Source organism: Deinococcus aquiradiocola, from assembly GCF_014646915.1.
In the GTDB taxonomy this organism is placed as follows: Bacteria; Deinococcota; Deinococci; order Deinococcales; family Deinococcaceae; genus Deinococcus; species Deinococcus aquiradiocola.
On record NZ_BMOE01000001.1, the window covers coordinates 265,459 to 278,057 of the forward strand.

Annotated in this window: 12 protein-coding genes; 4 read left to right on the forward strand and 8 right to left on the reverse strand. The window is 69.6% G+C overall.

The genetic code is table 11. The features are described 5' to 3' along the window. Positions 1–233 precede the first annotated feature (233 nt). Positions 234–416 (reverse strand): hypothetical protein, encoded by a 183-nt coding sequence (locus tag IEY33_RS01265; protein WP_188960411.1) that lies wholly within the window; start codon positions 414–416, stop codon positions 234–236. 205 nt (positions 417–621) lie between these two features. Here IEY33_RS01265 and IEY33_RS01270 point away from each other — a divergent pair, with 205 nt between their 5' ends. Further along, positions 622–1,965, forward strand: coding sequence for a lasso peptide biosynthesis B2 protein (locus IEY33_RS01270; RefSeq protein WP_188960412.1), 1,344 nt, complete (start codon positions 622–624; stop codon positions 1,963–1,965). Positions 1,966–2,071: 106 nt separating this feature from the next. Here the strand turns inward: IEY33_RS01270 and IEY33_RS01275 are convergent, their stop codons facing one another. Both IEY33_RS01275 and IEY33_RS01280 read right to left on the reverse strand, forming a co-directional pair. Next, on the reverse strand, positions 2,072–2,833 hold the full coding sequence (locus tag IEY33_RS01275) for a TerC family protein (protein ID WP_188960413.1): 762 nt from the start codon (positions 2,831–2,833) through the stop codon (positions 2,072–2,074). A gap of 180 nt (positions 2,834–3,013) precedes the next feature. Continuing rightward, a complete protein-coding gene (locus tag IEY33_RS01280; protein ID WP_188960414.1) occupies positions 3,014–4,672 on the reverse strand; it encodes an acyl-CoA carboxylase subunit beta in 1,659 nt (552 codons plus the stop codon). Between the two features lie 49 nt (positions 4,673–4,721). On the opposite strand from IEY33_RS01280, the gene IEY33_RS01285 reads away from it, so the two are divergent. Then, complete coding sequence (locus IEY33_RS01285) at positions 4,722–4,892, forward strand: hypothetical protein (RefSeq protein ID WP_188960415.1); 171 nt, start codon at positions 4,722–4,724, stop codon at positions 4,890–4,892. Between the two features lie 105 nt (positions 4,893–4,997). Next, the gene (locus IEY33_RS01290) at positions 4,998–6,089 is read left to right on the forward strand and encodes an ion channel (protein ID WP_229670666.1); all 1,092 of its coding nucleotides are present in this window, start codon (positions 4,998–5,000) and stop codon (positions 6,087–6,089) included. A gap of 23 nt (positions 6,090–6,112) precedes the next feature. Here IEY33_RS01290 and IEY33_RS01295 read toward each other — a convergent pair whose 3' ends face one another. From IEY33_RS01295 to uvrA, 5 genes are all read right to left on the reverse strand, one after another. Continuing rightward, entirely contained in the window at positions 6,113–6,823 is a 711-nt protein-coding gene (locus IEY33_RS01295) for a c-type cytochrome (RefSeq protein ID WP_188960416.1), read from the reverse strand. Positions 6,824–7,002: 179 nt separating this feature from the next. After that, the gene (locus IEY33_RS01300) at positions 7,003–7,428 is read right to left on the reverse strand and encodes a disulfide bond formation protein B (RefSeq protein ID WP_188960417.1); all 426 of its coding nucleotides are present in this window, start codon (positions 7,426–7,428) and stop codon (positions 7,003–7,005) included. 1 nt (position 7,429) lies between these two features. Beyond that, complete coding sequence (locus IEY33_RS01305) at positions 7,430–8,089, reverse strand: DsbA family protein (protein WP_188960418.1); 660 nt, start codon at positions 8,087–8,089, stop codon at positions 7,430–7,432. A gap of 119 nt (positions 8,090–8,208) precedes the next feature. After that, positions 8,209–8,844: a hypothetical protein gene (locus tag IEY33_RS01310; RefSeq protein WP_188960419.1), complete on the reverse strand. Its 636-nt coding sequence runs from the start codon at positions 8,842–8,844 to the stop codon at positions 8,209–8,211. Continuing rightward, positions 8,841–11,855, reverse strand: coding sequence for an excinuclease ABC subunit UvrA (gene uvrA, locus IEY33_RS01315; protein ID WP_188960420.1), 3,015 nt, complete (start codon positions 11,853–11,855; stop codon positions 8,841–8,843). The genes IEY33_RS01310 and uvrA overlap by 4 nt, the downstream gene beginning before the upstream one ends. 224 nt (positions 11,856–12,079) lie before the next feature. On the opposite strand from uvrA, the gene IEY33_RS01320 reads away from it, so the two are divergent. Then, a complete protein-coding gene (locus IEY33_RS01320; protein ID WP_188960421.1) occupies positions 12,080–12,577 on the forward strand; it encodes a hypothetical protein in 498 nt (165 codons plus the stop codon). The last annotated feature ends 22 nt before the right edge of the window (positions 12,578–12,599 follow it).

Below are 12,599 nucleotides of genomic sequence, written 5' to 3' on the forward strand. Positions count from 1 at the left end.
ACGATACCCACATTCCGGTGATCGTCCTGGGAAGGCGGTGATCATGGAGTTGATCGGAGTTCAGAGGCGCCTGAAACAGTACCGGCATCCGTTTGATCTTCTCCTGACGGTACACGTGGGTGCTTGGCTCGCTCGGACGGCCTTCAGAAGTGCAGCTCGAGGAGGGGTGACAATGGAAGGCCCGGCTGCGAGTTACAGCCGGGCCTCCGTCGCTTATGGTATGGCGGGCGGGGTTATTCGCCGGCGGGCGGGTCGCGGCGCTTGGTGCTGGTGACGCCCGCGAGGATGCCGATGCCGAGCAGGACGACCGCACCGATGAGGACGTAACTCTGCGGCCAGCCGAAAGTGCTCCCGGCAACGAAGAGAGCAACGATCAGAACGACGATGCCGATCATGTAGATCATAAAGTTGGACATGCTGAACCTCCAGTTTCGGGCGGGTGTGGGACGGGAGAGGTGAGCGATGTGCCCACCCGGACAGCGCCTGAGCGGCCCGATGACTGCCCCGAGTGTACTCATGTGAACCTGACGCGGCCACGGGGAAATACTTGAGCAGACGTTGAGGGCGTCTGCACCTCGCGTGAATGTTCGTGCGGGGCAGCGTGCCTCTAGAATGACTGTCATGCCGCACCGTCTCGCTCAGCTGCTCACGTCGGACGTGCCGGACCCCGTGCGGGGCGACGCGCCTCTGCTCGTGCCGACCGGCATGGCGGCGTGGGTGGCGTCGCGCCTGCCGGACGGGCACGCGATGCGGGCCGCGCTGCAGCCACACCGCCTGTCGTTGCTGGCGCGGCAGATGGTGCAGCGCCGCAACGTGGTGTCGCTGCTGGCGGGGCTGGCGGAGGTGGGCGTGGAGTGCGTGCTGCTGAAGGGCTTCATGCTGGCGGAACTCGCGTACCCGGTGCCGGGCGCCCGGCCGTACGGGGACGTGGACGTTCTGCTGCACGAGCGGGACCTGCCGCGCCTGCTGGAGGTCGCCGCGAGGCTCGGCTGGCGGGACGACGGGTTCTCCGGCAATCCGGGCCGCTGGAATCACGAGATCGCTCACCTGTACAGCCCGGACGGGCAGGTGCGGCTGGACGTGCACCGGTACCTGCTGTACTGGGCGGCCGGCCCGAACCGCCGCCTGCTCGGGCTGACGCGGGCGTTCTGGGCGGCGTCCGTGCCGGTCACGCTGTACGGCGTGCGCGTGCGCCGACCGTCGTGGGAAGACGCGGCCCTGCATGTCGCGCTCAACCGGGGCTGGACGGGAGACGCGGGCGACACCCGGCCCGCCGATTACGTGGACCTGCAGGTGCTGCTGTCCCTGCCGGGCGTGACGCGCGGCACGGTCACGGCACGCGCGCGCGCACTCGGGGTGGCGTGGACGTGGCTCGCGTTCCTGGAGGGCTGCGACCCCTACCGCCGCGAGTACCGGTACGGGGACTCCACCTGGGCGGCACGGGTGCGGCGCGCGGCCCTGCGCGACGGGTCCACGTACCCGTTCATGCTGGCGTTCATGCGGCTGCACCCGCGCCTGCTGTGGCGCATGGCGCTCGCCGCGCCGGACGTGCTGGCGGCCGGACTGGCCCTGCGGGCCTCCCGGGTGTCCGTGAAGTCCGGCGCGGGCGCCCTGCGTGACCCGCGTGAACTGGTGCGCCAGATGGCCCAGGGCACGCCGCCGCCCGCCGCGTCCCTCGACCCGGTGCTCACGCAGGGCATCATGCAGGGCACGCGCTGGCTCACGAAACTGGTGTATCCGCGCAGTCCGGGCGTGTGCGTGCCGCTGTCGCTCGCCACGTTCCGCGCCCTGCGGCGGCGCGGCTTCCCGGCCGTGTACGTGAGCGGCGTGCGCCGCACCGAGGACGGCGGCGTGATCGGGCACGCGTGGGTGGAGGGGCCGAACGGGCCGCTCGACGATTACGGCGAACCGATGAACCGCTTCGTGTACCGTCCCGTCTTCGAGGAACGCGCAGGCGTTCCCTGACGGGATGCCGGGGACGGCCGCGCGTGGCCCGGAAATCACCAGGGCAGTAGAGGAGGGGGCGGCGAGTCAATCGGCTCGCCGCCCCCTTCGTTCATCTCTGCTGGCGTCAGCTCACGCGGTCCGTGCGGTCGTGCAGCTGCACGGCCTTGCCTCGGCGCAGGCGCAGGTTCAGGAGTTCCACCGCGACAGAGAACGCCATCGCGAAGTACGTGTAGCCTTTCGGGATGTGCAGGCCCAGGCCGTCCGCGACGAGGTTCACGCCGATCAACAGCAGGAACGCGAGCGCCAGCATCTTCACGGTCGGGTGCCGCGACACGAAACTGCTGATCGGTCCTGCCGCGAACAGCATGATGCCCACCGTGACGATCACGGCGCTCACCATGACGCCCAGGTCGTCCGCCATGCCGACGGCCGTGATGACGCTGTCGAGCGAGAAAACGATGTCGAGCAGCATGATCTGCCCGATCACGGCCGCGAAACTCAGGCTGCGGCCCGGCGTGCCCGCGTGCTCCTCACCGCCTTCGAGCTGCTCGTGCATCTCGGTCACGGCCTTGTACAGCAGGAACAGGCCGCCCGAGAGCAGGATCAGGTCACGGCCCGAGAAGTCGTGCCCGAACACCGCGAAGAGCGGCGTGGTGAGGCGCGCGATCCACGCGACCGAGAACAGCAGCAGCACCCGCATGACGAGCGCGCCGAGCAGGCCGACGGTGCGTGCGCGTGCCTGCAGCGCGGGCGGCAGTTTGCCTGCCAGGATCGAGATGAAGATGACGTTGTCGATGCCGAGCACCACTTCCAGCAGCAGCAGGGTGGCGAAGGCCAGCCAGGCTTCCGGTTGGGACAGCCAGGCGAAACTGAACGATTCCAGCACGGGGGCTCCTCGGGGCGCACCGGTCGCTGCCGGGCCACCCTCGCCTCCATGGTGTCGGGAGAAACGATGCGACTTCTAAGGCCCGAATGAAGGAACTTTATCCAGGGTGGGCACGGACTATACCGAAGCCCACCCCGGATCCAGGGCACAGCAGCCGGTCCTGCCGCCGTCCCGCCTGGGTCAGACCTGGAAGACGCCGAGGCGCAGTGCGTCCTGCTCGGGGTTCTGCGCGCAGGCGTCCAGCGCGCGGATCAGGCGGTCCCGGGTCTCGGCGGGCGTGACGAGGTCGTCCACCCACAGGCGCGCGGCGGCGTAGCGCGGGTCGAGTTCCGAGTCGTACTTGGCCTTGACCTCGCCGTACAGGCGCTGCAGTTCGTCGTCGTCCGGTTCGTGCCCGGCGCGTTTCAGGGCCGCGAGCTGAATGTCGAGCAGCGTCTTCGCGGCGGCGTTGCCGCTCATGACGGCGTAGCGGGCGCTGGGCCACGCGAAGATGAAGCGCGGCGAGAAGGCCTTGCCGTTCATGGCGTAATGCCCGGCCCCGAAACTGCCGCCCGTGATGACGGTCAGGCGCGGCACGACGCTGTTGCTGATGGCGTTCACGAGTTTCGCGCCGCGCCGGATGATGCCCTCGTGCTCGCTGTCGCGGCCCACCATAAAGCCCGTCACGTCGCTCAGGAACACCAGCGGCACGCCCGCCTGGTTCGCTTCCAGCACGAAGCGGGCGGCCTTGTCGGCACTGTCGCCGTAGATGACGCCGCCCACCTCGATGCGGGTGTTGAGGCCCGGCACGCCGGTCGCCTTGAGTTTCTTGCGGATCACGGTGCGCTGGTTCGCGACGAGCGCGACCGGGTACCCGCCGAGCCGCGCGAAGCCGCACACGACCGTCTCGCCGTACTCGGCCTTGAACTCCTGAAAGCTGCTCCCGCCGTCCGGGTCGGCGTCCGTGAGGGCGTGCACGAGGTCGCGCACGTCGTAGGGGGCGCTGCCGTCCACGCTCACCACGTCCTGCGGCGTTCGGGCGCCCGCGGGGGGCAGGGGGGCGCGGCGCTGCCCTGCAAAGCCCGCCTGCCGTCCACGGGCGTACAGGTCCGCGAGTTTGCGCAGGCGGCGCAGGGCGGCCTCGTCGTCCGGTTCGCGGTAATCGACGGTCCCGGCGATGGCGGCGTGCATGCCTGCCCCGCCGAGTTCCTCGCTGTCCACCACCTGTCCGATCGCGGCGCGCACGAGGGCCGGACCGGCGAGGTACAGGCCGGAGCCTTCCGTCATGACGAGCGTGTCGGACATGACGGGCAGGTACGCGCCGCCCGCCACGCAGTTGCCCATGATGGCGCTGATCTGCGGGATGCCCGCCGCACTCATGCGCGCGTTGAGGTAGAAGACGCGGCCGAAGTCGTCCTGGTCTGGGAAGATCTCGTCCTGCATGGGCAGGTACACGCCGGCGGAGTCCACGAGGTACATGACGGGAAGGCGGTTCTCGAAGGCGATGGTCTGCGCGCGGATGACTTTCTTGGCGGTGATGGGGAAGAAGGCGCCCGCCTTGACGGTCGCGTCGTTCGCGATGATCATCCAGGGACGTCCGGCGACCGTGCCGATCCCGGTCACGACGCCGCCGCCGGGGCAGCCGCCCGCGTCGGCGTACATGTCCCACCCGGCGAAGGTCATGAGCTCGTCGAAGGGCGTGCCGGGGTCCACGAGGGCCGCAACGCGTTCGCGGGCGGTGAGGCGGCCCTTGTCGTGCTGGCGTTGGGTGGCCTTGCGGCCGCCTCCGGCGTGGACGGCGAGGCGGTCGTGCTGCAGGCGTTCGAGCGCCTCCGGCCAGGCGCTGGTGGTCTTGGTCATGCCTGAAGTCTATCAGCGCAGGCTAACGGGCGTTAGGCAGGCGCGGGCCGTGCGACCGGACCTCACCCCGCCGTCCGACCTTCCCGGCCTGCCGGACCTGAACAGCCCACTGCTGGCGTCCGGGCTGCCGCGCGGCGGACCGGGCGCGCCGCACCAGCACGCCGCCCACGCCCCCCACCCCGGCAAGCGGGCACACTTCACGCTGCAGGCCATGCTCTAGACTGCGCGGCGTGACCCGGCCGCGCTGTCCGTCCGGCGCGCGCGCCCACCCCGCCCGCGCGCCCCACCCCTGCCCGCCCGCACTCAAACCCGCACGGGACCGCGCTTGACCCGCCCCGCCCCCGACAGTGTCGCCCGCCAGCCGCTCGGCACGCCCCCCACCTCCGCCACCTCCAACGACCTGAACGCCGACCTCGGCCTCGGCGGCGCCGTCGCCGACGACAGCGGCGAACGCTTCCTGAACCGCGACGGGAGCTTCAACGTCCGCCGCCAGAACATCGGCCTGCAGGGCATCAACCTGTACGGCGAACTGCTCACCATCTCCTGGAACCGCTTCTTCCTGATGATGGCCCTCGCGTACCTGCTCCTGAACGGCCTGTTCGGCGCGGTGTACGCCATGCTCGGCCCGTCCGCCCTCAGCGAGATGCCCGCACGCGGCCTCGACCGGTACCTCGCGTGCTTCTTCTTCAGCGTGCAGACCTTCGGCACCATCGGCTTCGGGCACGTGTACCCCAAGAGCATCGCCGCCGACTTCGTGGTGACGGCCGAAGCCTTCGTCGGCCTGCTCGGAGTGGCCCTCGCCACCGGGATCCTCTTCGCGCGCTTCTCCCGCCCGAACCACCGCGTGCTGTTCAGCGAAACGGCCGTCATCGCGCCCTACCAGGGCGGACAGGCCCTGATGTTCCGCGTCATGAACGGCCACCGCACGCAACTCATCGACCTGAACGCCGAGGTGACCTTCTCGCACTTCGAGGACCGCGAACCCGGCAGCGAGGTCGCCCTGCACCCCGCCACCGGCCCGACCGAACCGGGCCGCGTGCGGCGCTTCTACCCGCTGCCGCTGGAACGCAGCCGCGTCACGTTCTTCCCGACCACCTGGACGGTCGTGCACCCCATCGTGCAGGGCAGCCCCCTCTGGAACCAGACGCTCGAAGCGCTGGACCGCGACGACGCCGAGATCCTCGTCGTGCTGCGCGCCACCGACGACGCCTCACAGAGCAGCATTCACGCGCGCAGCAGCTACAAGGTCAACGAACTCGTCTGGAACGCCCGCTTCCGCCCCATCCACAGCAAGGACGCCGCCGGACACCTGCGGGTGGACGTGGCCCGCCTCAGCCACGTCGAACGCCTCGCCGTGCCCGACGCGCCCACGCACGCCGAACAGCAGGAGACGCCCCTCCCAGACGAACCCGTCTGACCCGGTCCGGCCCTGATGCCGCGTCAGGGGAGCGCCGCGAGGTATGCGGCCAGGGCGTCCAGCTCATGATCGCTGAGCGGTTTCATCTCCAGGTACATCGCGGTGGAGAGCGGCGTGCCGGTCGTACCGAGCTTCTGGAACTCGTGCATGACCTCCACCGCGTACTCCGGCGACTGGTGCCGCACCAGCGCGATCCCCACGTCCGCCACGCCCTGCCCGGCCGCGCCGTGACACACCACGCACGCGATGACGTTCCGTTCCGGCGCGCCGCCCCCGTACAGCTTCGCGCCCTCCGCCACGAGCGCCGCGTCCTGCCCGGCCCATGCGTCCCCTACCTTCTGCGCGCTGAAGTACGCCACGAGGTCCGCGATGTCCTGATCGCTGAGTTTGCCCGCCACGCGGTTCATGATCTGACTCGGCCGGATGCCCGCCCGCAGGATCAGCAGCTGCGGCGCGAGGTACGACGCGTGCTGTCCCGCCAGTCTCGGGAATTTCGCCGTCTCGCTCACGCCCGCCGGACCGTGACACCCGGTGCAGGTGGCGGACAGCTTCAGGCCGTTCGCGGCGTCGCCTGCCGGAAGTTTCGACGGGTCGAGCGTCGGCACGGCCGTCCCGCCCGGCGCGGTCCCCTGCGCCAGCACCCCCGTGGGCAGCACCCCCGTGAGCAGCACCCCCACCGTCAGTGCCGCGAACACCCCACCGAACCCCAGGCCCATCCACCTCGTGCTGTTCATGCGTCCCCTCCCCACCCAACCCGCGCGGAAGCCCTCGCGGCCACGCTTGGCCGCGCCCGATCGACGACGGAGGAGACGTTGTTGCCCCGATGGTACACCCCAGCGCGGGCCGGACGCCAGCACAGACGAGACCGGCCCGCGCAGGGCGGGCCGGGAGGCGGGAGAGGAGAAGGGCCGGGTCAGCGGCGCCAGCTGAGCAGCGCGATCACGAGCGTGAACGCCACCATCGCCAGCACGGGGATCGTGACGACGTTCGACAGACCCGTCAGGCTGTCCCCGAAGACCGGCCACTTCGCGTCGCAGCCGACCGTCGTCTGCCCCACCCCGCACACCTTCAGGGTGCGGATGACGCCCCAGCCCTCCAGGTTCTGCACGAGCGCCACCAGCCACCCGATCACGGCGAGCGGCAGGGCGTACACGCGACCCGCGAGGTCCGCGCGGAACGCCGCGACGCCCAGCACGATCACCAGCGGGTACATGCAGATCCGCTGGAACCAGCACAGCACGCACGGCACGAAGTGACGCACCTCGCTGAAGTACAGGCTGCCCATCGTGGAGACGAGGGCCACGACCCACGCGAGGTACAGGCGGTTGTCGCGGCTCACGTTACTGGAGCGCCTTGTCGATGGCCGCACCGACCTTCTCGGCGGAGTAGTCCTGAATCAGCTGGCCGTTCACGAATACGCTCGGCGTGGCGTTCACGCCCGCCTTGGTCGCCTGGGCGTTGTCGGCGTCCACCTGGGGCTTGGTGCGGTCGTTGTCGAGGCAGTCCTTGAACTTGGCGGCGTCCAGGCCGTCCACGTAGGTGCCCAGGTCCTCCAGGACGGGCTTGGTGGCCCACTGGGTGTTCTCGTCCTTCTGCGCGCGGAACAGCAGCGTCGCGTACTGGTTGTACCCGGCGTCGCCCTTCTGCAGGTACACGCACTCGGCGGCCTCGGCGGCGGTGGTGCTGTCCGGCCCGATGAACGGGAAGTTGATCTTGTACAGTTTGGCCTTGCCGGTGTCGATGTACTTGCTCTGCAGGGTCGGCATGATGGTCGCCTCGAAGTTCTTGCAGTTCGGGCACTTGAAGTCCTCGAACACCACCATCGTCACCTTCGCGCTCGCCTGACCCAGCATCGGCTGGCCGTCCAGGTTGAAGCTCTTGGTGTTGGCGCTCCCGCCGGGCCGCACGGCGAAGACGACGAGCCCGATGAGCACCACGGCGATCACCGTGCCGATCAGGAGGATGTTCCGGTTGGAGGAGTTGGCGTTCAGGCGAGTCATGCAGGCAGTGTAGCCCGCGACATGAAGGAAACGGCAGGGGAGAGCGTCCCGGCGTGCGGCAACGGAAACGGCGCCCGGCCTTGAAGGCGGGCGCCGTGAACAGGCGAGGGGACAGGGGTTCAGGCGTCCGGCAGGCCCGCGTCCGGGAGGGGCGGCGCGCTGACCGGGTGCGGCTGTTCCGCCCGGCGGCGCAGATAGATGCCGAGCGCCTGCCGCACGAAACTGAAGGCCAGGGCCGCCGCGGCCAGCCCCAGGGACGACGCGCGGAACTGCGCGTTCGAGGGCAGGGTGAGCGTCGTGTCGAGCGACGGGCCGAGCCGTTCCGTGAGCAGGATCGGCAGCGCGAACGCCGCGAACGCGAACGGCAGCACCAGCGGGCCGCCCGCGTGCTTCACGATCAGTCCCGCGATCAGGGCCGCGCCGACCAGCGGCAGGATCACCAGCCACTGAGCGGGCGGCGCGTGACTGCTGAAGTACGGCAGGACGCCGAGCGCCGTCCCCAGGTACCCGTACCAGCCGCCCGACTCGTCGGCGAGCAGCGTGAGCAGCACCCACGCGCCCAGCTTGACGGGCCAGTCGCCCGGCTGCCACAGCGTGAACGCCAGGAGCGCCAGCGCCATCAACCCCCACGCGAGGCGCAGGAGCGTCAGGTTCCGGTCGCGGATGCGGCGGCGGCGGGCGGGCGTGAGCGGCACGCCCGCCGCCGGGCGCGGCCGTGGCTCGGCAGGCCTGGGGACCGGGCCGGGCGCGGTCACGCGGTCTTCTTGCGGCCCTTCCTGGGCTTCGCGTCACCGGCCACGGCCAGCTCCTTCTCCTTCTCCGGGCGGCCTTCCGGCACGATGCCGGGCACGCGCGCCAGGTAATGCCCCGTGTGGCTGCTCTCGTGCGCGGCCACCTGCTCCGGCGTGCCGGTCGCGACGACCGTTCCGCCACGCACGCCCCCCTCGGGTCCCAGGTCGATGATCCAGTCGGCGCACTTCATCACGTCCAGATTATGCTCGATGATCAGCAGGGTGTTGCCGCCCTCCACCAGACGCTGCAGCACCTCCATCAGCTTGCGCACGTCCTCGAAGTGCAGCCCCGTCGTCGGCTCGTCGAGGATGTAGATGGTGCGGCCCGTCGCGCGCTTGCTCAGTTCCGACGCCAGCTTGATGCGCTGCGCCTCGCCGCCCGACAGGGTCGTGCTCGGCTGACCGACCTTCATGTACCCCAGGCCCACGTCGCACATCAGCTGCATCTTGCGTTCGATGGTGGGGATGTTCTCGAAGAAGTCACGGGCGTCCTCGACGGTCATGTCGAGCACGTCGCTGATGCTCCTGCCGTTGTACTTCACTTCCAGCGTCTCGCGGTTGTAGCGCGCGCCCTTGCACACCTCGCACGGCACGTAGATGTCCGGCAGGAAGTTCATCTCGATCTTCATGACGCCGTCGCCCTTGCAGTTCTCGCAGCGGCCGCCCTTCACGTTGAACGAGAAGCGCCCCGCCTGGTACCCGCGCCTGCGCGCCTCGGCGGTGCGCGTGAACAGGTCGCGGACCTCCGTGAACACGCCCGTGTACGTGGCCGGGTTGCTGCGCGGCGTCCGCCCGATCGGCGACTGGTCGATCTCGATGACCTTGTCGAGGTGATCGATGCCCACGATCGCCTCGGCGCGGCCGGGGCTGGTCTTCGCGCCGTTCAGGTCGCGGGCCAGCGTGGCGTGCAGGATGTCGTGAATCAGGGTGCTCTTGCCGGACCCGCTGGGTCCCGTGACGACCGTCATCGTGCCGAGCGGAATGTCGATCGAGACGTTCTGCAGGTTGTTCTCGGTCGCGCCGCGCACCGAGAGGCGCTTGCCGTTCCCGCGCCTGCGCGCGGCGGGCACGTCGATCTTCAGTTCGCCGCGCAGGTACTTGCCGGTCAGGCTGTTCCCGTCCGCCTTGACTTCCTCCGGCGTGCCCTGCGCGACGACGTTGCCGCCGTGGATGCCCGCGCCCGGCCCCATGTCCACGAGGTGGTCGGCCTCCATCATGGTGTCCTCGTCGTGCTCCACCACCAGCAGCGTGTTGCCCAGGTCACGCAGGTGCTTCAGCGTGCCGATCAGGCGGTTGTTGTCCTTCGGGTGCAGGCCGATGCTGGGTTCGTCCAGCACGTACAGCACGCCCGTCAGGCCCGACCCGACCTGCGTGGCGAGCCGGATGCGCTGCGCCTCGCCGCCCGACAGGGTGTTCGCCGCGCGGTCCAGCGACAGGTAATCCAGGCCCACGTCCACCAGGAACTTCAGGCGCGTGCGGATGGCCCGCCCGATCGGCGCGGCGACCTGCGTGCCGAACTCGCCCAGCCCGTACTCGTAGCGGGTGGGGGCGTGCGCGGCCTGTGTGCCGCCCAGCCCGGACTTCAGGTACGGCTCGATGGCCGCGTGGTCGAGCGTCCCGGCCTCCAGACCGCCGAAGTACCGGTCGGCGTCCAGCACGCTCATGTGGCTCGCCTGCGCGATGTTCAGGCCGCCCACGCGGACCGCCAGGATCTCCGGCTTGTAGCGCGTGCCGCCGCAGGTGGGGCACGGGCGGAGCTCCATCATCTCTTCCATCTTCTCGCGCATGAATTCCGACTCGGTTTCCGCGTAGCGGCGCTCCAAGTTCACGAGCACGCCCTCGAACTCCGTCTCGAAGCGCATGGTTTCCTTCCCGCCGCGCCGGTACACCACCTCGAACGGCTTGCCGGGACCGTACAGGACGGCGTCCTGCACCTTCTTCGGCAGTTCGCCCCAGGGCGTCTTGGTGTCGAACTCCATGTGTTCGGCCAGCGCCTTGATCTTGTCCCAGTAGTACACGCCGCCGCCCGTGCCCTTCTTGCTCCACGGCAGGATGGCGCCCTCCGCGAGCGACAGCTTCGGGTCCACCACGCGTTCCGGCGAGAACTCGTTCTTGTGCCCCAGGCCCGTGCAGTCCGGGCACGCCCCGTAGGGGTTGTTGAAGCTGAACGAGCGGGGTTCCAGTTCCTCCAGCACGCTCCCGTGCTCCGGGCACGCGAACTTCTCGCTGTACAGTTCCTCGGCGCCCGAGTCGGGGAACAGCACGCGCAGCAGGCTCTCGCCGCGCCGCAGGCCCAGCTCCACGCTCTCCGCGATGCGCGAACGGTCCGACTCCTTCACCGAAATGCGGTCGATGACCACGTCCACGTCGTGCTTCTCGAACTTCTCCAGCTTGAGCTTCTCGGCCTCGTCCATCTCGTAGATGGTGCCGTCCACCCGCACGCGCGCGAAGCCCTCGCGTTTCAGGTCCCCGAACAGCTTGCGGTACTCGCCTTTACGGCCACGCACGACCGGCGCGAGCAGGATGGCCCGCTGACCCTCGTACAGGCTGAGCAGCTTGTCGGTGATCTCCGACGGGCTCTGCCGCTCGATCTTGCGGCCGCAGATGGGGCAGTACGGCGTGCCGACCCGGGCGTACAGCAGCCGCAGGTAATCGTGAATTTCGGTCACGGTGCCCACGGTGCTGCGCGGGTTGTGGCTGGTGGTCTTCTGGTCGATGGAGATGGCCGGGCTCAGGCCCTCAATGCCGTCCACGTCGGGTTTCTCCATCAGGCCCAGGAACTGCCGGGCGTAGGCGGACAGGCTTTCCACGTAGCGGCGCTGCCCTTCGGCGTAGATGGTGTCGAAGGCCAGCGTGCTCTTGCCGCTGCCCGACACGCCCGTGATGACCACGAATTTGTTCCGGGGCAGTTCGACGGTCACGTTTTTGAGGTTGTGTTCCCGCGCCCCGCGCACGATCAGGTTCTGGTTCTGCAAGGTCGTAGCTCCTTCAAGGGAAAGTACCGGTGGGCGTCTTCTGTTGCCTGCAGATTTCAGACCCGTGCTTCTTGACTCAACAGGGCAGTTTAGCACCCCGGGGCAGGATGGCAAGGCGCTGATCTCACGTACCCACGCCCACACATTCGCTACCCTTCAGGGTTACCCGCACCGCACCCGCATCCCGGCGCCGCCACCCACGACCGCCGGACTACACTGCGGGCATGGCCGACCCAGCCCGGCACCTCCGCCTGCCGTCCAGGCCACCCGGAGCGCGCCCCCTGGAATTCCGCCCGCCCGTCCTGAACGGCGTGGTGCTCGCCGCGCTCCTCACCTCCGGCGCGTGGCAACTCTTCACCGAACTGCGCCAGCCGGCCGGAGCGTGCTGCACCCCGTCCTATTACAATCACCTGCCGTCCATCCGGTTCATGGCCGCCTGGACGGCCCTCGTGGCCCTGCAGTGCCTCGTGACGTTCCAGGTGGTCGCCGTGCAGGGCGACACCGTCCGCGTCCGGCTGTTCGGCACGCCCCTGGGCTTCACGCGCCCGCTCGGGCACGTGCGCGTCACCCGGCACCGTGCCGCCAGCGGGGCCGCCACGGACAGCGTTGGGACGGACACCGCCCAGGACTACATCTTCCGGCTCGGCCCGTGGCCCCTCGGGATCAGGCCCGACCACGCCGACTACGCCGAACTCATCACCGACCTGCCCGCGCCCCACTGAACGCCCGACCGTTCTCTTCCGA

What these genes read in the sequence shown, in the direction of transcription:
- IEY33_RS01265 (WP_188960411.1), bottom strand. Translation starts at nt 416, where the DNA reads ATGTCCAACTTTATGATCTACATGATCGGCATCGTCGTTCTGATCGTT.
- IEY33_RS01295 (WP_188960416.1), bottom strand. Translation starts at nt 6,823, where the DNA reads ATGAACAGCACGAGGTGGATGGGCCTGGGGTTCGGTGGGGTGTTCGCG.
- IEY33_RS01270 (WP_188960412.1), top strand. Translation starts at nt 622, where the DNA reads ATGCCGCACCGTCTCGCTCAGCTGCTCACGTCGGACGTGCCGGACCCC.
- IEY33_RS01305 (WP_188960418.1), bottom strand. Translation starts at nt 8,089, where the DNA reads ATGACTCGCCTGAACGCCAACTCCTCCAACCGGAACATCCTCCTGATC.
- IEY33_RS01280 (WP_188960414.1), bottom strand. Translation starts at nt 4,672, where the DNA reads ATGACCAAGACCACCAGCGCCTGGCCGGAGGCGCTCGAACGCCTGCAG.
- IEY33_RS01320 (WP_188960421.1), top strand. Translation starts at nt 12,080, where the DNA reads ATGGCCGACCCAGCCCGGCACCTCCGCCTGCCGTCCAGGCCACCCGGA.